Source organism: Psychrobacter faecalis (assembly GCF_016107575.1).
Lineage (GTDB): Bacteria > Pseudomonadota > Gammaproteobacteria > Pseudomonadales > Moraxellaceae > Psychrobacter > Psychrobacter faecalis.
Genome location: NZ_JABAST010000008.1, coordinates 56,460 through 77,747, shown reverse-complemented (window position 1 = coordinate 77,747; position 21,288 = coordinate 56,460). Strand labels below are relative to the sequence as shown.

16 protein-coding genes and 1 pseudogene are annotated in these 21,288 nt (G+C 42.1%); 8 read left to right on the top strand and 9 right to left on the bottom strand.

The window, feature by feature from the left end; genetic code table 11:
* The first annotated feature begins 97 nt into the window (after positions 1-97).
* From JFC07_RS04330 to JFC07_RS04305, 6 genes and pseudogenes are all read left to right on the top strand, one after another.
* Positions 98-358, top strand: coding sequence for a helix-turn-helix transcriptional regulator (locus JFC07_RS04330; RefSeq protein ID WP_198328272.1), 261 nt, complete (start codon positions 98-100; stop codon positions 356-358).
* 423 nt (positions 359-781) lie between these two features.
* Positions 782-1,330, top strand: a complete 549-nt coding sequence (locus JFC07_RS04325) for a Csu type fimbrial protein (RefSeq protein ID WP_198328270.1) — start codon at positions 782-784, stop codon at positions 1,328-1,330.
* 47 nt (positions 1,331-1,377) lie between these two features.
* The gene (locus tag JFC07_RS04320) at positions 1,378-2,097 is read left to right on the top strand and encodes a fimbrial biogenesis chaperone (RefSeq protein ID WP_227678255.1); all 720 of its coding nucleotides are present in this window, start codon (positions 1,378-1,380) and stop codon (positions 2,095-2,097) included.
* Positions 2,048-4,480 carry a fimbria/pilus outer membrane usher protein gene (locus tag JFC07_RS04315; RefSeq protein WP_198328266.1) on the top strand — a complete coding sequence of 811 codons (2,433 nt, stop codon included), beginning with the start codon at positions 2,048-2,050 and terminating at the stop codon, positions 4,478-4,480. Before JFC07_RS04320 ends, JFC07_RS04315 begins: the two co-directional genes overlap by 50 nt.
* Entirely contained in the window at positions 4,480-5,538 is a 1,059-nt protein-coding gene (locus tag JFC07_RS04310) for a Csu type fimbrial protein (RefSeq protein WP_198328264.1), read from the top strand. The genes JFC07_RS04315 and JFC07_RS04310 overlap by 1 nt, the downstream gene beginning before the upstream one ends.
* An 80-nt stretch (positions 5,539-5,618) precedes the next feature.
* A pseudogene (locus JFC07_RS04305) lies at positions 5,619-5,918 on the top strand (IS1595 family transposase); the annotation flags it as partial.
* A 107-nt stretch (positions 5,919-6,025) separates the two neighbouring features.
* Here the strand turns inward: JFC07_RS04305 and JFC07_RS04300 are convergent.
* The 9 genes from JFC07_RS04300 to JFC07_RS04260 all read right to left on the bottom strand — a co-directional run bounded on the left by JFC07_RS04300 (position 6,026) and on the right by JFC07_RS04260 (position 18,748).
* Positions 6,026-6,880: a patatin-like phospholipase family protein gene (locus JFC07_RS04300; RefSeq protein WP_198328257.1), complete on the bottom strand. Its 855-nt coding sequence runs from the start codon at positions 6,878-6,880 to the stop codon at positions 6,026-6,028.
* A 134-nt stretch (positions 6,881-7,014) separates the two neighbouring features.
* On the bottom strand, positions 7,015-7,824 hold the full coding sequence (locus JFC07_RS04295; RefSeq protein ID WP_198328255.1) for a M48 family metallopeptidase: 810 nt from the start codon (positions 7,822-7,824) through the stop codon (positions 7,015-7,017).
* Positions 7,825-7,827: 3 nt separating this feature from the next.
* Positions 7,828-11,157, bottom strand: a complete 3,330-nt coding sequence (locus tag JFC07_RS04290) for a type I restriction endonuclease subunit R (protein ID WP_198328253.1) — start codon at positions 11,155-11,157, stop codon at positions 7,828-7,830.
* A gap of 212 nt (positions 11,158-11,369) precedes the next feature.
* The gene (locus JFC07_RS04285; RefSeq protein ID WP_198328251.1) at positions 11,370-12,533 is read right to left on the bottom strand and encodes a PD-(D/E)XK nuclease family protein; all 1,164 of its coding nucleotides are present in this window, start codon (positions 12,531-12,533) and stop codon (positions 11,370-11,372) included.
* Between the two features lie 156 nt (positions 12,534-12,689).
* Complete coding sequence (locus tag JFC07_RS04280) at positions 12,690-13,187, bottom strand: hypothetical protein (RefSeq protein WP_198328249.1); 498 nt, start codon at positions 13,185-13,187, stop codon at positions 12,690-12,692.
* 49 nt (positions 13,188-13,236) lie between these two features.
* Positions 13,237-14,400 (bottom strand): restriction endonuclease subunit S, encoded by a 1,164-nt coding sequence (locus JFC07_RS04275; protein WP_198328247.1) that lies wholly within the window; start codon positions 14,398-14,400, stop codon positions 13,237-13,239.
* Positions 14,390-15,934, bottom strand: a complete 1,545-nt coding sequence (locus JFC07_RS04270) for a type I restriction-modification system subunit M (protein ID WP_198328245.1) — start codon at positions 15,932-15,934, stop codon at positions 14,390-14,392. Before JFC07_RS04270 ends, JFC07_RS04275 begins: the two co-directional genes overlap by 11 nt.
* Before the next feature lie 262 nt (positions 15,935-16,196).
* Positions 16,197-16,913 (bottom strand): FadR/GntR family transcriptional regulator, encoded by a 717-nt coding sequence (locus JFC07_RS04265; RefSeq protein WP_198328243.1) that lies wholly within the window; start codon positions 16,911-16,913, stop codon positions 16,197-16,199.
* A 101-nt stretch (positions 16,914-17,014) separates the two neighbouring features.
* On the bottom strand, positions 17,015-18,748 hold the full coding sequence (locus JFC07_RS04260; RefSeq protein WP_198328241.1) for an IlvD/Edd family dehydratase: 1,734 nt from the start codon (positions 18,746-18,748) through the stop codon (positions 17,015-17,017).
* A 216-nt stretch (positions 18,749-18,964) separates the two neighbouring features.
* On the opposite strand from JFC07_RS04260, the gene JFC07_RS04255 reads away from it, so the two are divergent.
* Positions 18,965-20,272 (top strand): MFS transporter, encoded by a 1,308-nt coding sequence (locus tag JFC07_RS04255; RefSeq protein WP_193006516.1) that lies wholly within the window; start codon positions 18,965-18,967, stop codon positions 20,270-20,272.
* A gap of 11 nt (positions 20,273-20,283) precedes the next feature.
* A complete protein-coding gene (gene araD1 / locus JFC07_RS04250; RefSeq protein WP_193006515.1) occupies positions 20,284-21,282 on the top strand; it encodes an AraD1 family protein in 999 nt (332 codons plus the stop codon).
* Positions 21,283-21,288 lie beyond the last annotated feature (6 nt).

Genomic DNA, 21,288 nt, shown 5'->3' with positions numbered 1-21,288 from the left:
AAGCTAACTGTCGGACAGCATGGGATGCAGTAAAAAATTATAGGACTCGGTAAGGATATGAGGGGAAACGCTCTCATACACTTATAAGGAGCAAATCATGGAAAATTTGAATGTTAACAATCAAACTGAAACTGAGAATTTGAGTGCGATACGAATGCCACGGATGTTACCACTGAAAGAGGTTATCCACTTTACTGGACTAAGTAGTACAACTATTTACGATATGTTAGACAAAAGGTCTAATCGATATGACCCTACCTTTCCAATTCAGGTTAAGCTATCAAAAGGACGTGTAGCATGGGTAGAGAGTGAAGTTGCTCAGTGGTTGGGTGAAAAGATAGCTGCAAGAGCATATTAAGCAGCGATAAGGAGCTACTTCACGTAGCTCCTTATCGTTTAAGCTAATTTGGAACCCCAATAAATACAAACCCTTTAACCCTTAGCTTAAATCATTATTAATTACCTATAATTTTCAAAAAAAATACCTATGTCAATATCCATGCATCCAAGATAGTGAAGATGCAACCATATAATTAATAATATTGCATTAACACATTAAATATGTAACAATACATATACGTTATTTATCAATAACTTATATTCGATTAATTGAAATAAGTAAATTTTTACTGATAAATATCAGATAAAGTGTATCCGTCCAACAGATATACCAACTATTTAAAAGTGTGATTTTTTTGCATAGCATGATGAAACAGAGTTATTAGTTTAGCTTTTCAATTCATTAACGCTTCAAGTAATTAAAAATCACAGGAGAGTTAATATGCAATTCAAAAAATCCCTAATGACTTCTATGTTGTTTGCCATTGGTGGTTTAGCCGCTATTTCTTCTGCCAATGCCGCCGGTACAGCAACTGGACAGTTCGATGTAAAATTGAATATCACTTCTGTATGTAGTGTTGATGCTACTTCAGGTGCTCAAGATATCGATTTTGGTAGTCATGCTGCTGGTACTACTGCTGCAGAAGTAGGGGTAGCACAATCTTCTACAGATATCGCGGTGACCTGTTCTAAGAACGCACCTTACATTGTGAACTTAACGCCTGTTAGTACAGGTAGCGATGATGGTGCTGGCACTATGAGTGGGCCAGGTACTGACACTATTAGCTATCAACTATATTCTGATCCAGCCGCTACTAATGTTTGGGGTAATCTTGGGGTGCTAGGCACAGAAAATAACGGTGTTGCGGGTGTCGGTGAAGGTTTAACAGTTGCCCCTACCACACACACAGTTTATGCAAATCTGACGAGCACTACAGATATTCAACTCGGTGACTATAGCGATACCGTCGACGTTGCAGTAACTTACTAATCAATATGTTGAACTTATGGTTAAGCCGTGTCGCAAAATATGGCGTTATGACGAGCCTTCTCATATCTTCTAGTTTTGCGATAGCAAGTGGTCTGCAAGTTTCCCCTATCTCTTTAAGCTTACAAGCTAAAGAGAATGCCAGTGGGCTGACCCTTAGTAATACGGGTACTGATTTGGTCAATGCACAAGTACGCGTGTATCAATGGACTCAGAACGAACAAGGCGATCAACTGACCACCTCTAGAGGGCTATTGGCCAGCCCACCGATGGTTAAGCTTCAGCCGGGTGAGCAGCAGCTTATTCGTATTATTCGCGCTAAAGCCCCACCTCAAGGTGCGGGAGCCGTCGAGGATACCTACCGCCTAGTGATTAACGAAATACCTCTTAATTCTCCTAATAAAAAGGCTGGCTTGCAATTTGCGCTCAGCTATTCTTTACCTGTTTTTATAAAACCTGTCGGCGTAACTGAGACTAGCCCTAAGTTGCAATGGAATTATCGCTTACAGCCTGACGGTGAAAAAATAAAGTTAAGTGTTAGTAATAGCGGGAACGGCCACGCTCAATTGGCCAGTTTAAGCATGATAGACTCTCTTGGTAATAATACTGATATACATAAGGGCTTACTAGGTTATGTTTTACCGGGTGCCTCTATGCATTGGACACTGAAAGTACCGCCTGTTGCTTTAAAACCGGGCAGTAAATTCAAGGTAATGATTAATGGAACTCAGACAACACAAAACTTTACGCTGGATGATTCCACTCACTAAAATATTATTACTGCAGAACCTATGTATCTCGCTTGGCCATGCTGTCGAGTTAAACGACATTCCTGATACAAATAGTGGCGATTCTAGATTAACTCAGCTTGGTTTAAATAACGCTAATACGCCTACTACGCAAGGTATTGACCTATATTTGGATGTCACTCTCAATGGCGCTAATATGGGCCTTACTCATTTCACCTATCATAAAGAACAGCTTTGGGCCAATCCTGAAGTATTAAAACAATTGGGTTTTGTCCTACCAACCAACTCCACAGATCAAATCGCCCTCAATGATTTATCAGATATCAAAGTCGACTATAACGACCGTCAGCAAACAGTAGAAATTATCGCACCACTGAGTATGCTTAATCTAGGTACTACCGTCGTTAATACCCGCAATAGCAAACGCCCAAAGCCTACCGCATCGCCGGGCTTACTCTTAAACTACAATCTCTATGGCACACAAACTGAAGGCGATACCGCCAATCTAAGTGCTTATACAGAGCTTCGTGCTTTTAATTCGCTTGGCGTATTAAGTTCTACCGCCCTTACTACCAGTAATCGTCATAATGATAGCGATGGTTGGGACAACGATACGGTACGCTTAGATACCAATTGGAGTAAATCGTTCCCTGATAAGCTGCTGACTGTCAGTGCTGGTGATATCCTAACGGGCTCACTGTCTTGGTCAAGATCAACACGATTAGGCGGGCTACAGTTTGGTAGTAACTTTGACCTTCAGCCTTATATGACCACCACACCGTTGCCTTCCTTTTTTGGTTCAGCAACTCTTCCATCTGAGGTAGAGCTATATATTAACGGCCTCAAACAATATAGTGGCGATGTACCGGCTGGACCTTTTGAGATTAACACAGCGCCTAGCTTTAGCGGGGTAGGTAATGCTCAGTTAGTATTAAAGGATGCGTTGGGACAAAACACCACACTTAACTTTACACTTTATGATGCTCAGCGTTTACTACAGCCCGGACTTTCTGATTGGTCAGCGGAGCTTGGTTTCGTGCGTGAGAACTACGGCATTAAATCATTTGATTACGGTAACGATATTGCCGCTTTTGGTACGTGGCGGTATGGGGTTAACAATCGTTTTACCGCAGAAACTCATGCTGAAGCAACCGATGGACTGAGTAATGCAGGTATTGGCGGTACCTGGCTACTAGGGGATGCTGGTGGCGTATTATCCGCATCATTGGCGGGTAGTAAAAATGGAGGCGCAAGTGGTTCGCAGTATAGTGCTGGCTACTCATGGAATAACAATCGTTTCAATGTTGGTATCAATGCTAAAGGCACTCATGGCGAGTATCGTGACGTAGCCACGAAATACGGCAATGCTCCTGCCCGCCGTAGTGAACAATTCTCTACCGGCTATAACAGTCAATCTCTTGGTAGTTTCGGATTAAGTTATAACCAGGTTAGTTATGAAAATGAAGAGACTACAAAGTTTGCTAGTGCTTATTGGAGTAAATCTTTTGGAAGAAACTTGAGATTAAACTTAAATGTCAATCAAGACATTAATGACTCTGATAATAACAGTGTTTTCCTTGGGGCTTCATTTTCGCTAGATAAAGATATATACGTGAATAGTAGTGTGCAAAACACTAAAAATCGTAATGCCTTTGCAGTTGATGTCGCACGATCTACGCCGAGTGTGGGCGGTATAGGCTGGCGAGCACAAGCACAGCATAATACTGGCGATAATAGCAGCACAAACGGGTTGGCTGAATTAAATTATCTTAGTCCATACGGAGAAGTGCGAGCGGGCGTGAGCAGTAATAACGATAACTACTCCACCTTTGCTAGTGGTTCAGGTTCGCTAGTCATGATGGGAGGCGGGCTATTCCCTTCGCGTCAAATCAACAATAGCTTTGCGGTGGTGTCCACTGATGGTATTGCTGATGTGCCAGTGCTCCTACAGAACAATCGTATCGGTACTACCAACAAACGCGGTCTATTATTAGTGACGCCATTAAATGCTTATCAAGCAAACAAAGTGTCTATTGATCCCATGGATTTACCCGCTGACTTGCGTATTGAAGAAGTGAGCGTTGAAGCTACCCCTACTGATCGTGCCGGTACGTTGGTGACATTCAACCTCACGCCAGCGCGGTCTGCTTCTGTTATTCTCATAGATAGTGATCAGCAGCCCATACCGTTAGGCAGTGAAGTAAAGCTATCTCATAAGAAAGGTGCGACTTCAGCAGTCGTTGGGTTTGATGGTGAGGTCTACTTGGAGGCATTAGAAGAGCACAATGTATTAGAGGTGGTTACCCCTTCTAATGATGTATGTACGGCCAGCTTTGATTATCATAAACAAGGGGACGATATACCATTGATTGGCCCTATTATTTGTCAAAAGGTGAAGCAGTAATGAGCGTTTTTCGTTGGTACTACAGTCCAGTCCTATTGTTAGGTGCATTATGTTTGCCGATAGAGAACGCAAATGCGTTTAAACTTGCGGGCCTTCAATGTGAAGCAGGTTTAAATGCGACGCCAGGTGCTAGTGGTATTGTCACCCTAGATAATGTCACGCCTAGCAATGCTAATACTGTAAATACAATAGCTCAGCTGAATTATAAGTGTACTCAAAGCGGTTTAAGCAGTGGCTATGTCTCTATGTGCTTTGGCGTTGATGGAGGTTCTTATGATCCAGGCATTATAAGCCCGCGTTACCTATCTAAAGGAGCAACATCCCCTACTAAGCCCCGCCTGGCTTTTAGTATGACTCCGCAAGGCACTTCTCTTTGGGGACCACTTGACTCAGGAAACGAATATATAACCACCAAAATCCCCATTGCCGGAATAAATTCTTCTGATGGACGTAACGTTATCGAAGGTAAGATAGATATAAATATTAGACTGTCAGGATCAGAGAATACTCTCGCTACTGTCGGAAATTATACCAACATTTTTACCAATACTACCTTAAAGTATGATGGTGACACACTTGCCGGACTTGCAAACTGTTCATCCTCTATTCTCCCAGGAAGAAATGCATTTCCGTTCACGGTTCAAACTACTGTTATTGAAGATTGCAAAATTAGCACAACGGTTGGTGATATCGATTTAGGCAGCAAACCCGCAACTGAAAGTAATATTGCTGGTGAAACTGTTATAGGTGTGACTTGCACAAATAACGCACCTTATAACATTGGCTTATCTCCATCTAATAATAACTTGGATGGTTCAGGTGTTATGACTAGCAAAAACAGTAATAATACGGATAAGGTTCCCTACCAATTACGTTCAAAACCTGGGCCTAACGGCACTGTATGGGGTAATAGGACTACTGTTACCGACACAGGAAACGGCGTAGCCGGTAAGGGTACAGGGACTTCTCAAACTAATGCGGTTTATGTGACTGTACCAAGTGCTGATTATAAGCCTGACGAGTATTCTGATACTGTGTTCATTAACGTTCATTATTGATAAATTGAGAGCTTTTTAAAAGCTTTGAGACTAAATTTTAGGGGCTGTCCTAGATAAGTAAGATTATTTAGGATAGCACTATGAGAAAGAGTAAACTAAATTGGTATAAACAAAACAGACTCATCGAGTTATTTGTTGCTGGTTCTACCGCGAGAACAGCAGCAAGCCTAATTGGTGTTAATAAAACCACAGCCAGTTATTACTTTCATAGGCTACGAGTGCTTATTTACGAGAATAGTCAAGACCCTGGTCTATTTGAGGGCGAAATCGAAGTAGACGAATCATACTTTGGTGGAACTCGTAAAGGCAAGCGAGGGCGATGTGCTGGTAGCAAAGTGCTCGTGTTTGGCCTATTAAAGCGTAATGGCAAGGTCTCGACTGACCGGCAAATATCTCAACCATAAGATACTTATCCAATAGAATTAAGCTGCACTATTTAACAGTTAATGTCTAATTTTAAGCATTCTGATTTATTACGGAATTATCATTAAAGTTTATGCCAATCTTCAATCGCTTTGTACCCAGTTTCTAGTCCTACATCATAGCTATAACGAATTTTAGCTTTATCTTTAGATAATCGACCCGCCATATTTTTCAAGTCGGGTGGGCAAACTTCTAAAAACTTCTGTGGTGATGCAGAATGTAAAAATTGCACCGCATCATTATAACGTTGGGTTCGTGTTAATAAGCTTTGGGCAAAACCATATCGTTGCTTAGAAAAATATTTAGCCAACAGCTGATCGCCCTTGCGACCTGCTTTATAGTAATTGTGAGGACGAGTACGGATCACCATTAGCTTAGCAACACGATCTTGTTGAGCGGCCCAATGCACAGGCAAAGCATCAGCTACACCACCATCGAAATAAGGTTCGCCAAATATCTCGACCGCTTGACGAGTCAGCACTGGTATAGAACTTGATGCTCTTAATCCATCCAAAATATTGTCTTTACAGGCTTTAATATAGTTAGCTTCACCTGAAATAGCGTGTGTTAGCACCATGTAAAACTCAGCATGACTGGCAAATAATTGTGCCTGATTTAGTGGATGCTCTTGTTCCACCACGTCCCACATCCACTTTAGATCCAGTAAGTCCCCACCTTTAAGGAAACGACCATAATGGATAAATTCAGGTCGAAGTGAATGATCTAAGTAAATCTGCAGGGTGCGACCTTGTTGCGCAGCTAAATAGTTAGCAACGTTCGTTGAGCCTGAGGACACCCCCACACAAAGATCAAAAGGATTAAATTGTTGTTGTAAAAATGCGTCTAAGACACCACTGGTAAATGCGCCACGCATTCCACCACCTTCAACTACAAGTGCTTGTCGATGTTGTTTAAGCATTGAAAACCTCGAATTCTTGTAAATACTACCTTTTTAACTTAACCATTACATAGAGTAATTAAGTGAAGCGCCTCGAGTATATCGGAGGCTGATACTTTTCCAAAGAACCATCTTAAACTACCTAGCTCCAAATTTTACTCATTCAAGTAAAGCTCAGCCATCCCGTCGAGCCTAGCTTTCACCTCTTTCCAATGCGGCATGACTTGAGTTAATAAGCGCCAAAAATGCTCACTATGATTGTGCTCAGCGATATGACACAGCTCATGCAATATCACATAATCAATGCATTCTTTTGGTGCTTTGACTAAGTGCGGATTGAGGATTAAATTACCTTTATTTGAGCAGCTTCCCCATTGTTTTTTCATTACTATTAACTTCAATGAAGGATTATTTTTTACCCATGAGGCCTTATGTATCAAGGCCTCAAGCCTCTCTCTAGAGACCGACGTAAATTTATCTTTATACCATTTATCAATCAAGCTTTTCACGAGAATCGCTCGTTTTTCAGCGTCTAATTCAGAATCATTTTGAGACAATTCTACATGTAACTTACCGCGACTGAGCTTCACCGTACTGTTTATCACATCGTTAGTTTTTGCATCGGTTATCACTTTTAACACATAACGACGACCCAGATAAAACTGGGTCTCACCACTGATATAACGTTTAGGCAATACGTGATCTTGTTGCTTTGCAAATTCTTGTAGGCTTTGCCATATCCAGCGAGCACGCTTCATCATGGCGTCATGTATTATCTCGTCACTGGCATCAACAGGCGCTGTGGCGACTACACGCTGATCAGGATGTACCTTGATGACCACTTTGCGAGGTTTGCTCTTTTCGTTAATAAGCGTATCGCTTCTAGACTTATTTTTTGTGTCTTTACGCACGACTTCATAATGGATCTTATCTTCACCATAATAAAAGTTGCCTGTCTCAGTCATTGCCTAATACCCTCTTGCTGCTCGTGGGCTACTTGTCTCTCTCGACAGCCCAAGTCGGGTAATCTTTAGCACCTCTTCAATGAGCTGTTGCGCTTTATCAATACCCAAGTCAGCAAACAGCATTGGCAATAATCGTCTATTAATCGCATTTTCAATTTCACTGGCATTGATGGAATATTCCGCCACATTCGTTTTGACTACTTCATCAATCTCAAAGGCGTAAGCGACCAGCTTGTCATTATCTAGCTCTTTATCCGCTAAGAAATCAGCGTCAAATAAATGCTTAAACAAACCAAAATAAGCCTGAGCATGTTTATTTAATTTGCCATTGTCATCGATAAATTCATTCGGTCCATCAGCAACATCGCGGTCTTTGACGGCCTGCTCAAAGTCAGCAAACATCATGTACTGCTTCACGGGTGCATCGAACATCGCTTTAGCTTCTTCAATGGCTTTTTTTAGGAGCTTAGAGAAGTACTCTTGCGCATACGGATCATCAGCCAAATCTTGCTCAATCATCTTAGTCACACGACCTGTAATTTTATCGGTTTGGTTGCGTGCTTCATCATCACTGAGCGCTTCGGGCTTAACATCCTTGCCTAAATTGCCGACCAAGTAAGCCCCTTTCGCCTCTTTAACCTCAAGCCCTGCAATGTGCTTATCAAGTAAGCTACGAATATCCGCTTCATACTCATCATAGTCGATGGTTTCATCAGCATCTTCACGGACTTGCTTACGTAGATTGATAAAGGCTTTTAGATCGGCTTTGTAGCGATCACGCTTGCTATCAAATGATTTATCTGCAAAGAAAGATGCTGATTGCAGCGCAATCTTCATGGCGTTAGAAAAATCGGTCAAAGCAGCATAAAAGTCATCACGTTCTTTAAGCTTGGTATCGACTACTCTGCCATCGATATCCTGCATCTTAGGTGCTAGCACTTGCCTTAGCGCTTGCCCATCCTGTTTGTTTTTTACCGATGAAAAGATAGCCCACAGCTCGCTATGTAGTCTTGGCAGCTGCTTGTACTCAGTATCCATGGCGTTATACAGACCTTTGAGGTCTTCGATATCAAAGCCACCTTGCGTACGTTCCGCTAAGTCTTGATATTTCTCAATGGTGATATCCAGCTCTTTTAGGATGCCACGATAATCAATCAGATAACCAAAACGTTTCTTCTCATGCAAGCGGTTCACCCGTGCAATGGCTTGAATGAGGTTATGCTGCTTTAAAGGCTTATCAATATATAAAACGGTGTTCTTTGGCTCATCAAAGCCCGTTAATAGCTTATCAACGACGATCATAATGTCAGGACCATCGTCCTGACTAAAGGCTTCTATGATGGCTTTGGTATACGCTTTTTCATCACCGCCGAAGTCTGCGGCGACATTATCTTGCCACCATCTTTGTACGATGTCTTTTGATTCGCCATCGACAGTGTCATGCCCTTCACGAGTATCAGGTGGTGACATGGCAACCACTGAGGTCACTTTACCAATCTTATCCAATGCCATTTTATAGCGGATAGCCGAGGCTTTAGAGTCACAAGCCAACTGACCTTTTAGATGCTGCTGTTTAAAGTTTTGGAAGTGATCAGATATATCATGAGCGATCAGCTCGATACGTCCCTCAACCTGATAGATTTGACCTTTTTGGGAGAACTTACGTTTGAGGTCACTCTTTTGATCATCAGTGAGCTTTTGGGTAATACGGTCAAACCAGCTATCTATGGCTTGATCATTGGTATTAAGCTCAGGGATACGCTCTTCATATAGTAATGGCGTGACGGTTTTGTCTTTAACCGCTTGCTGCATGGTGTAGGAGTGAATGATGCTACCAAATTTATTCTCAGTCTTATCATCCTTTAGCAATGGCGTACCTGTAAAGGCAATAAAAGCAGCGTTTGGCAGGGCTTGCGTCATGCGAATATTGTTTTCACCACTTTGGCTACGGTGACCTTCATCGACCATGACGATGATGTTTGGGCTGTCGTTATAGCATTCATCATACTTAACTGCTGAGCCAAACTTATTAATAATCGAGAAAATAACGCGCTCATTACCATGACCGATTTGCTGCGCTAAACGGCGACCAGAGGTTGCCATGGCATCCTGACTATCGCGCTTACTGGTAATGACACCACCCGACTTAAAGGTATTGCTCAACTGGGTTTCAAGATCAACACGATCCGTGACGACAATAATGCGACACTTAGCGAGCTCCTCTAACCAAATAAGTGCTTTAGAGAAAAACACCATCGTAAAGGATTTACCACTACCTGTGGTATGCCAAATCACACCGCCCTCACGACTACCCCTTTCATCAAAGGTACTGATACGTTCAATCAAGGCTTTGATACCAAACACTTGCTGATAACGGGCAACAATTTTCCCCGCCTTTTTATCAAACAAGGTAAACATGCGCGTCATCTCAAGCAAACGCTCAGGTTGCAATAAGCTAATGATTAAGCGGTCTTGATCGGTGATCACTAAATCACCAGCATTAATCAGCGATAAGTATTCTTTTTTAGCAGAGGCAGGACGATGATCAAATAGACGACTAAGCTGCTCATCACTGAGCCTTTGGTTCTTTAGACGATTAAACTCAGCCTCTTGTATGTCTTCTTCGACCCATTTTGCCCAAAACTTCTCAGGCGTTTTGCAAGTCCCGTATAAACCGTCATTACCATTGACCGCGAGCAATAACTGGCTGTAGGCAAACAGATGCGGGATTTCTTTTGGCTTTTGATTGCGAATATGCTGGGACACCGCTTGCGCATTGGTCGACTGCCCTTCTCTACTGGAATCAGGACGTTTGGCTTCAATCACTGCCAGCGGTAGACCATTTACAAAACAGACGATATCAGGTTTACGACTGTTCGTACCTTCACTATTTTGTACGACAAACTCTTCGGTCACGTGAAAGCTATTATTATCGATATTATTCCAATCGATCAAACTGATGGTTTGCGCGGTTTTTTTACCGTCGATAAACTCGGTCACCGTTACGCCGTACAGCATGGCGTTATAGAGCTTTTCATTGGCGAGCTGCAAGCCTAAGTTCATAGCTGGGTTTAGCTCATGCATGATCTTATCAATGGCGCTATCTGATAAATGATGCGCTGTGCCTTCAAAAGTAAAGGTTTGCTGCGCCAAAAACGCACGCATAATGGGTAATAACACCACTTGGTTGGTGGCTTTATTCGATGCCGTTTTACTGCGCATCACGCCACACTCGCTAGGCGGGATAAACTCGTAGCCTAGCGTGGTGAGCAAGGTTAAGGCGGGGATTTTTGAGCTGAATTCTTCTTGAAAATTGATACTAGGATTGGTCATATCTGCCCACTTTAGACATAGCGTTTGTTTGGTTTTATTTATTGTAGCTGATACTGCTATAAAAGAGGCAACAAAAAACCGCCACAGTTACGCATTATTCAAAGAGCGTAACGTGGGCAGTTATGTTAAATAATAGATATTCACTTAGGCAGCGCATTTTAATCTTACTATGCCTATCACTCTTCCTTTATGTTCATCTCAGCATCATTCTTTCATTCACCATCAATATTTTCAACCAATCCTGTACGATAGTTTAACTCTAAATCATTTAGATGACGCATCAGCTCAACCATTTGCTCAGATACAGCTTCTAAATCAAAAGTTTTAAATGACCAAGATATACCCCAATAACCGTTTACCTCATGCCAAGCTTCAGGTTGCAGATCCATCCATAAATCTCCAATTGAAGCTTTGAATTGCTCGGTCAGCTCATCAGACTGCTTACCGATATGCAGGTTTATCTTATATGCAACTTCGCTATCGTTTGCCTTGAGCCAAAGCACAATATCGGAACCTGTTGACCAGTTCAGATTAGAAAACCTAATTACAGGCTCGTAATAATACCATTTGCTATGTTTTACCTTACAGTTAAAGTCTTTTAAGTCGCTAGCGTTTAATTTTAGTTTAATTTGCTCACCGATTTTTGGCATTAAATCGTTATAAATATAATCGCTTAACTGCGCAAACCCGTCCAAGTTTTCAGTCAAAAAGTTGATTTCATTTTCATTAATTTTAGTCATTGTATTTAAGCCTTTTAAATGTAATAAGAACTCTCTTGCGAACAATGCCCACTTGTTATAAGGATTGTTTAATATAGTGATCGATAAATTTTGCTCGATATGTTGAACAAGATCGTTATATGACAAGCCCTGCCAGTCTTTGACGGTAAGATCGGGGCTGATCTTGCCACTCAGGCAAAGCACCAGTTTGATCAGCTTTTTAGGTACTGAGTCTTGATTAGGTTTAGAAATGCGACTATTACCAAAGGCGGTGTACTCATCAAAAGGATTATTTTGATGATGATAAATCTTACACTCAATCAGGATTAAGGCGTTCTCAGTCTCGACAACCAAATCAATCCGCTTGCCGTTTTGGGTCACCACTTCCGTTTCGACGCTTTCAAGTTCGCCTAGATCGAGTAGCACTTTATCCTTGGCAATGGCTGCCTCTAGGCCTTTAAAAAAGCTATCGCCCAAATCATGCGGTTTAGCTGGATCTAAAAAGAAGCTAAGGAGCTCGGTCGTTGGGTTTTCGAAGTGACCGCGAACGCCAACATCAAAAAAATTCATTTCTTTTTCGGCTGAATCTAGCGCTCTAAACTTATTTATTAACGCTTCGAACCTATCAAAATGAGAGGTGTCATTTAATTTGGTCATCGCAATTCCTTATGGTAGTTAGCCTTCATAATTAGTGAAAGCTTGTCATGTTTATATTTAGTTCAAAAAAGGGTTAAACAAAAACCGCCAATTGCTGCTAAAGCGACTCAACTTCATTACAAGCTCGTAAGTTATTAACTAGTCATAGATTATTAGCTAGTCATAAGTCACGTTGAAATCTTTATCAATAGTAAAGCCATCGTATAGCCTGACAATTAACACGTTTTTATCCTTGATCAAGACCAATATATTTTCTTGATCCACGTAAGCGCCATAAGGATTACCTTTGGTGACATATGCTTCGCCTTCATCTTCGTATAGGCCATAGGATAAAAACGCTTGATAATCCGAGTCTTCTTGCAGTTGAAAAAACCCACTGTCAGATGCGCCTAAATGTAGCTGTGCAAGCTGCTCTAATATATCAGGATCAGTGATAGGCGGCATCAAGATATCGAATTGGTCAAGATCAAATGAGTCCTGATAACCGCTGAAGTCTTGGTCAGTTAAGGGCAGCTCATAATAAGAATAGGAGACTTTAAATGTTAGATCATCCTGCTCGGCATCCTCGTACTCGCTAGCTAAGGCATGTACTAAAGTAGTGCCAGCGGATACTAATAATAAAATGCTTAAAGATATTAGACGGAATAATGTCATGGTTTACATTCGCTATATACAAAGGCCAGTGTTGTAGGCTGTAGTAAAATCAAGCGACCTCTCCATCAACCACCACCCGCTTCTTACCCGTCAACAACACCTGCATCAACGCCTTTTTCTCTTGCTGTAAATCAGCCAATTGCTGCTCAAGCAATTCGATTTCTTTATCGGCGTTGGTTAAGACGGTGGCGATTTTTTGTTGTTCTTTAACTGAGGGCAACTTTATTGGCATTTTCTGGAACATTGGCAATCTCAAAGACTTAACAGTACTACCAACCGCTTGAGATAAGAAATAGTAGCGATAATAACCAATATAATAAAAGAGAAATTTACCATAAGCATTTTTAAAATCCATAATTGCATAGGTACGTTGATGAAGATCAAACTTACCTTCAAAATACTTTGGCACAAAATCTTGCCCTTCCCCTCCTACGATTACTGCTTCAGCATCAAACAAAAATATTCCGCTAGTTCTTACATCAATAGAACGGTCAAAAAAAGCATATTTACCTGTCAACGAAGAATCTTCTCTGTTTGAGTTTCCAGTAGTGATATGACTAATTTCACCCAACTTAACCTCTTCCCACTCACCCTCAAACCGCTTACCCTCATCATCAAGCAACCGATTTTTACCTGTCAATAATTGCTGCATCAACGCTTTTTTCTGCTGGATACTATTCTCAATCAAACGTTCGGTGGTGCTAATCGCTTTATCCCAAGTGGATAGGATTTTGGCGATTTTTTGTTGTTCTGAGAGAGGTGGAAGCTTAATAGGAAGTGATAGTAATTTTTCTCTAGTCAAATGAGCAATACTAGTTCTGGAGGTATAGTCTTCTAATAATTTAGTACCTGCAATACTTTGCATATAGTTTTGAAAATATTTCGGAACAACCTCACCTTTTACTCTCAATCGATGAAGAGCTTTTTGGTAAAGAATTTGCGAATTATGCTGTTCCCAAATAGCGCATCGTCCTACTTCTCCGCCTTCACAAACTAAAATATCATTGAATTCTAGTTTATATTTATTGATTTCTCTTTCGCTGAAATACATCGAATTCAATTCAGTTAGTTCAAACTCTCCCCACCTAACATTTGAATTTCCTAAATAGCGAAGTTGAGGCTGCTTCTTTTTAGCTTCTTTATTAAGCATCTTACCCAGCTGTACATCAAAAATATCTCCAACGGTAAGTAAAGCCCAACCATTAGGCACCATAACCCAACTCCTTCAAATATCCTGCCATCTCATCCTCTAACAGGTTTAATTCGGCTTTAAGCGCCAAACGCTCAGCACGAACCGCCTCCAAATCAATCTCCGCCTCCTCTTCAAAGGTATCGACATAGCGTGGGATATTTAGATTAAAGTTGTTTTCTTTAATTTCATCGAAGGTTGCAAGGTAGGCGTATTTATCAACGCTTTCCCGCGCTTTATAGGTCTCAATGACTTTGGCAATATTGTCCTCAGTGAGCTGGTTTTGGTTTTTACCTGATTTGAACTCATTGCTGGCATCGATGAATAACACCGTGTCATCGGTTTTATTCTTTTTAAACAACAAAATAGCAGCTGGAATACCCGTCCCAAAGAACAGTTTTTCTGGCAAGCCAATCACCGTATCAAGTAGGTTTTCTTCAATAAGTTGTTGACGGATTTTGCCCTCAGACGACGCACGGAACAGCACGCCATGCGGTACGACCACACCCATACGACCAGTGCTCGCTTTAAGCGTTTCAATCATATGACTGATAAAAGCATAGTCACCCTTGGTCTTGGGCGGTACACCGCGATGAAAGCGACCATAGGGATCGCTGTTGGCATCTTCATGACCCCATTTATCCAGTGAAAACGGCGGGTTGGCGGTGACCACATCGAACTGGAGTAAGTGACCGTCACTGCCCAGTAGCAGCGGATTACGGATGGTATCGCCCCACTCGATTCGGTGGTTGTCCTCACCGTGTAGGAACATATTCATCTTGGCCAGTGCCCATGTCGAGCCAATGGCTTCTTGACCGTATAACGCGTACTTCTTAGAATTTGAGTTTTTGCGTACCATCGCCCCGCACTTAATGAGTAGCGACCCTGAACCACAAGCAGGATCACAGATTTCATCGCCTTCGACAGGCTCAAGGATAGTGGCTAATAAATTAGATACTTCGGGTGGCGTATAGAATTCGCCAGCCGTCGCGCCGCTACTGGCGGCAAAGTGCTTGATTAAGAACTCGTAGGCATTACCAATAACATCAAGGCTACCGACTCGCTCAACGCTTAGGTTGAGGATCTCTTTGCCAAAGTCTTCTAATAGATGGCGTAGTAGCTCGTTCTTTTGCTTTTCTTGACCGAGTTTATCCGTGTTAAAGCTGATGTCTTGGAAAACGTTTTTGAGCTTGGTGCCGTTGGCTTCTTCAATCGCATGTAGCGCTTCGTCAATACGTTGACCGTTGCCTGGCTGATGGCGCTGCTCATACAAGTCCCAAAAGCTTGCACCCTCAGGCAGTACAAAACGCTGCTTGGACATCATGGCATGGATCAGCTCAGGGTTCTCGTTACCAGAGCCGCCAAACTGCTCGACCAGCTTGTTGTACTCATCGCGATAGACATCAGATAGGTACTTTAGGAACAGCATGGTTAAGATAAAGTCTTTATACGTATCGGCGCTGATGACCCCGCGAAACGTGTCACAGGCATTCCATACGGCTTTATTGATGTCGTCTTGGTTGATTTTGCTAATATTATTAGTGGTACTGGCAGGCATTGGTTATTCCTTAACGCGCTGGAAAATTTCTGGTTGTTATAGTGGTGTAATGATAGCAGGGTCTGAGGTGTCATTGTTTTGAAATCAGTTCAGGAAGGTTATATAGCGAACGAAGGATTTCAAATAGCAAGCAGAAAGTTGGTTATATTACTATTATAGATACTCAATGATGAGAACAGAAGGCTGTATACCTATACAGAAATAAAAGTATGTAGATGGATTTTACTTGATAGGTATCTTATCGCTCAGTGAATACTGAAGATTACTTTTCGATTAAGGTATAGGCCACGTTGGTATCATCCAATTGCACTAAAGAAGCAAGTCTTGCTGATAGAGGATCTTTACTCTCGATTGCCGTTAAGATAGCTTTGTGTCTTGGTAATGAATGCGTTTGTAAGTTAGGTCTTAGGCTGGTCAACTGAATAGATTGCTGTAGAGGTAATACCAGCATTCTCGACATATAAGCAAGTAGGTCATTATGCGTGGCCTTTGCAATGGCAAGATGGAAATCTATGTCAGGTTGCATAAATTCTTCCGCACTCGTAGCCTTCTCCATGCCATCGTACGCTTTTTTGATCTGTGCAATATCGTCATCGGTTGCGGTACTAGCAGCGATATAGGCCATTTCAGGCTCTAAAACACGTCGAACGGTCGACAGGGTTTTAAAAAAATCATTTTCTGGTGTGGACTGAATCAACCAAAAAAGCACATCTGGATCGAGTAAGTGCCATTCATCCTTTGGCCGTACGACCGTACCGACTTTTGGACGTGAGTACGTCAGGCCCTTAGAGTTCAGTACCCGTATAGCTTCACGAGAGACAGGACGACTGACCTGAAACTCCTCACACAACTCAGCTGAGGAAGGTAATTTTTCATTTTCAGGAAATTCGCCAGAAATAATTTTTAGACCTAATTGTTGAACCATTAATGCATGTTGGCTTTTGCTTGGGACAGGGTTCTTGTAGTCGGCAGTGCTCATATCTTATCGTTACTCATATTTGACACTAGTATGTTATACAAGACCTTATCAATTAACAAGGTCTTGTATTTTGCATAAACCAGTGCGAATATTTGAGTAAATTAGTGTGAATGACGAGGAACCTCAGAACCGCGACAGCCGACAAGAAAATCGAAATCGCAGCCTTCATCAGCTTGCAGTACATGCTTGACATAGAGTTCACGATACCCACCAATAAAGTTAGGTTTAGGTGGCTCTGGTAAACTAGCTAAGCGTTGCTGTAGCTCTTCATCGCTAACATCTAAGTGCAATTTGCCTGCATATGCATCAAGTTCAATAAAATCACCGTTTTGTACCGCAGCCAATGGCCCCCCTGCGCGGGCTTCTGGTGCCACGTGTAATACCACGCTTCCATACGCCGTACCACTCATGCGAGCATCAGAAATTCTCAGCATATCTGTGATCCCTTTTTCTAACAATTTGGGCGGCAATCCCATATTACCGACTTCAGCCATACCCGGATACCCTTTAGGTCCTGCATTTTTTAGTACCAAAATGCAAGTTTCATCGACATCCAAATTTGGATCTACAATACGTGCTTTATAGTCATCAAGGTCTTCAAACACCACGGCACGACCACGATGTTTCATCAATTCTGCTGACGCGGCGGACGGTTTGAGCACAGCTCCTTTCGGTGCTAGGTTGCCATGTAAGATACACATACCGCCATCTTTACTCAGGGGATTGTCCACTTGACGGATGACTTCATCATTATAGATAGGCGAGCTTTTGCAATTCTCCCAAATGCTTTGTCCATTCACAGTCAGTGCTTGCGGATGTGGTAGCAGATTGTGCTCACCCATACGGCGCAGTACCGCAGGTAAGCCACCGCTATAATAAAATTCTTCCATCAAAAATCGACCTGATGGCTGCAAATCAACAATGGTAGGCATACCGCGACCAACACGATTCCAATCCTCTAGCTCTAAATCAACACCAATACGCCCAGCAATGGCTTTTAAATGAATGACAGCATTGGTTGAACCGCCAATTGCGGCATTGACTTTAATCGCATTTTCAAACGCTTCTTTGGTTAAAATTTTGGATAACGTCAGATCTTCTTTGACCATATCGACAATACGCATACCTGATAAGTGCGCCAAAACATAACGCCGCGAATCCACTGCTGGAATAGCGGCATTGTGCGGTAAAGAAGTACCTAGTGCTTCAGCCATACAAGCCATTGTAGAGGCCGTACCCATCGTATTACACGTACCCGCTGAGCGCGACATGCCCGATTCTGCAGATAAAAATTCATTGAGATCAATTTTGCCAGCTTTTAGCTCTTCGTGCATTTGCCAGACGATGGTGCCAGCGCCAATATCTTTTCCTTTATGTTTGCCGTTTAGCATGGGCCCACCTGTGACGACAATTGCAGGAACATCACAACTGGCTGCGCCCATTAATAAGGCGGGTGTGGTTTTATCACAGCCTGTTAACAGCACGACACCATCCATAGGGTTACCGCGAATCGCTTCTTCTACATCCATACTTGCCAAATTACGCGTCAGCATCGCCGTTGGACGTAGGTTGGATTCCCCGTTGGAGAAAACAGGGAATTCAACAGGATAACCACCCGCTTCTAAAATTCCTTTTTTCACATGCTCAGCAATTTTGCGAAAATGTGCATTACAAGGTGTCAGTTCTGACCAAGTATTACAAATACCAATAATGGGTCTGCCATCAAACTCATGATCTGGAATGCCTTGATTCTTCATCCAACTACGGTACATAAATCCATTTTTATCAGCTGTTCCAAACCAAGCTGTTGAACGTAGTGGCTTCTTTTTTGACATGTCTATATCCTTATATAGTATTACTATTTAAACAATAATAATCAAAATACACTAAAATCTATCTTTTTAAAAGGGTTGATATTTAAATAGTATTACTATATTTTAGTTAAAGCTTTTATACATTATTCCAGTTATCTACTGATAACGCATTTAATTACAGATAATTTCTCTTTGGCGTGGTGCTTGAGAATTACCACATGGAACGTGGAGTCGGATATGGATTTCGAAAAGAACGTTATACGAAAAGTGACCTACAAATTAATCCCTGCATTGATTTTGCTTTATGTGGTCGCTTATATTGATCGCGGTGCAGTCGGCTTTGCCCATCTACATATGGGCGCTGATGTTGGTATAGGTGACGCTGCTTATGGATTTGGCGCAGGCTTATTCTTTATTGGTTACTTCATGTTTGAAGTGCCAAGTAACTTACTTTTAGCCAAGTTTGGGGCGCGTAAGTGGTTCACTCGCATTTTATTGACATGGGGTTTGATTACCATGGCGATGGCGCTCATACAAGGCCCTAAGAGCTTTTACGCACTTAGGTTCTTGCTCGGTGTTGCTGAGGCAGGTTTTTTTCCTGGTGTCTTATATCTGATTACCCAATGGTTCCCAGTCCGTCACCGCGGAAAAATCATGGGGATGTTCGTTCTATCGCAGCCTATTGCAATGGTAATTGCAGGCCCGTTATCTGGTGCTTTACTAGGTATGGATGGGATGGCAAACATGCATGGCTGGCAGTGGTTGTTTATAGCCGTCGGCTTACCTGCTGTTCTCTTGGCTCTACCGACTTATTTGTATTTGCCAGATGATATCAAAACCGCCAACTGGTTAACCGCAGAGCAAAAAAACTGGCTGCAAAGTGAATTGGTTAAAGATGAATCTGAGTATGAGCAAACAAGGCATGCCAATCCTTTACATGCGTTAAAAGACAAACGTGTATTACTTCTTGCACTGTATTACCTGCCTGTTACCTTGAGTATTTATGGCTTAAATTTATGGCTACCCACTATTATCAAGCAGTTTGGTGGTGGCAGCGATTTACGAGTTGGCTTTTTATCGAGTATTCCTTATCTTTTTGGTGTCGTCGGACTTTTAATTATTCCGCGCAGTAGTGACCGTTTAAATGATCGTTATGGGCATCTTGGTTTTCTTTATGCGGTAGGTGCTTTTGCCATGTTCTTAAGTGCTTGGCTCACCTCTCCTGTCTTGCAGTTAGTTGCCCTATCTACTGTCGCTTTTTGCTTGTTTTCAACAACGGCTGTTTTTTGGACACTACCGGGCCGCTTCTTAACAGGCAGCAGTGCGGCAGCTGGTATTGCGTTGATCAACTCTGTAGGTAACTTGGGCGGTTATTTGGGACCTTATGGCATTGGCTTATTGAAGGAATACACAGGCCACATGGCCGCAGGCTTGTATTTCCTCTCTGTGGTTATGGTGTTTGGTTTACTCCTCACCTATCTCGTCTATGCCAAATTTGAAAAAAAGAAAACTCAAAAAATAAATATTAGCGAACAAGCATACTAAGGACATTGATTATGAACATCATTCAATTTGAAACTCAAGACAGTCACCGTGCGGTTGGCATTGTCGAAAATAATACTGTCAAACCAGTCAACCAGGTTGAAACAGTTCGAGACTTGGCATTAATGGCGATCGAAAATAAATTGAGCTTAGAGCAACAGATCGAACAGTTAGGATTTGCCTCTGAGAACTATAACTACGCACAGCTACTGGAAAATCTACAGGTACTCCCTCCTTTAGATCATCCAGATACCGCGCATTGTTTTGTATCAGGTACGGGTTTGACCCACCTAGGCTCCGCCTCTACTCGTGACAAAATGCATCAGCAGAACGCAACGGATACCGCCTCAGTGACCGACACCATGCGTATATTTCAATTGGGTATTGAAAAGGGCAAACCCGCCGAGGGTGAAGTGGGCGCACAACCTGAATGGTTCTATAAAGGGGACGGTTCTATTGTGGTCCGTCCTGGTGCAGACCTACCCTTACCTAACTTTGCAGAAGATGGCGGAGAAGAGCCTGAAATTGCCGGTTTATATGTGATTGGCCCAGATTCAAAACCTTATCGAATTGGCTTTGCCATTGGTAATGAATTTTCTGATCACATAGTAGAACGTCAAAACTATTTGTATCTTGCACACTCTAAATTACGTTTCTGCAGTTATGGACCAGAGTTACGCACAGGCGATCTACCAAAACATTTGGTCGGCACCAGCCGCCTACGCCGTGAGGGTGACGTGATTTGGGAAAAAGAATTTTTATCAGGTGAAGACAATATGTGTCATAGCCTAACCAATCTTGAATACCACCATTTTAAATATCAGCAATTCTTAAAACCAGGTGATGTGCATATTCATTATTTTGGTACGGCGACGCTGTCATTTGCAGACGGTATACAAACCCAAGTGGGTGACGAATTCGAAATTGAGATGAAAGAATTTGGCCAGTCTCTAAAAAATACGATTGCACATACTCAACCTGAACTACCGATCGGTTCAGTTAAAACACTCTAAGGAGAA

Bases quoted from the DNA above. Each gene is read 5' to 3' on its own strand.
- JFC07_RS04280 (WP_198328249.1), bottom strand. From the start codon at position 13,187: ATGACATTATTCCGTCTAATATCTTTAAGCATTTTATTATTAGTATCC.
- JFC07_RS04310 (WP_198328264.1), top strand. From the start codon at position 4,480: ATGAGCGTTTTTCGTTGGTACTACAGTCCAGTCCTATTGTTAGGTGCA.
- JFC07_RS04260 (WP_198328241.1), bottom strand. From the start codon at position 18,748: ATGTCAAAAAAGAAGCCACTACGTTCAACAGCTTGGTTTGGAACAGCT.
- JFC07_RS04285 (WP_198328251.1), bottom strand. From the start codon at position 12,533: ATGACCAAATTAAATGACACCTCTCATTTTGATAGGTTCGAAGCGTTA.
- JFC07_RS04265 (WP_198328243.1), bottom strand. From the start codon at position 16,913: ATGAGCACTGCCGACTACAAGAACCCTGTCCCAAGCAAAAGCCAACAT.
- JFC07_RS04270 (WP_198328245.1), bottom strand. From the start codon at position 15,934: ATGCCTGCCAGTACCACTAATAATATTAGCAAAATCAACCAAGACGAC.
- JFC07_RS04255 (WP_193006516.1), top strand. From the start codon at position 18,965: ATGGATTTCGAAAAGAACGTTATACGAAAAGTGACCTACAAATTAATC.
- JFC07_RS04300 (WP_198328257.1), bottom strand. From the start codon at position 6,880: ATGCTTAAACAACATCGACAAGCACTTGTAGTTGAAGGTGGTGGAATG.
- JFC07_RS04275 (WP_198328247.1), bottom strand. From the start codon at position 14,400: ATGGTGCCTAATGGTTGGGCTTTACTTACCGTTGGAGATATTTTTGAT.
- JFC07_RS04325 (WP_198328270.1), top strand. From the start codon at position 782: ATGCAATTCAAAAAATCCCTAATGACTTCTATGTTGTTTGCCATTGGT.
- JFC07_RS04320 (WP_227678255.1), top strand. From the start codon at position 1,378: ATGACGAGCCTTCTCATATCTTCTAGTTTTGCGATAGCAAGTGGTCTG.
- JFC07_RS04315 (WP_198328266.1), top strand. From the start codon at position 2,048: ATGGAACTCAGACAACACAAAACTTTACGCTGGATGATTCCACTCACT.
- JFC07_RS04330 (WP_198328272.1), top strand. From the start codon at position 98: ATGGAAAATTTGAATGTTAACAATCAAACTGAAACTGAGAATTTGAGT.
- JFC07_RS04295 (WP_198328255.1), bottom strand. From the start codon at position 7,824: ATGACTGAGACAGGCAACTTTTATTATGGTGAAGATAAGATCCATTAT.
- JFC07_RS04290 (WP_198328253.1), bottom strand. From the start codon at position 11,157: ATGACCAATCCTAGTATCAATTTTCAAGAAGAATTCAGCTCAAAAATC.
- araD1 (WP_193006515.1), top strand. From the start codon at position 20,284: ATGAACATCATTCAATTTGAAACTCAAGACAGTCACCGTGCGGTTGGC.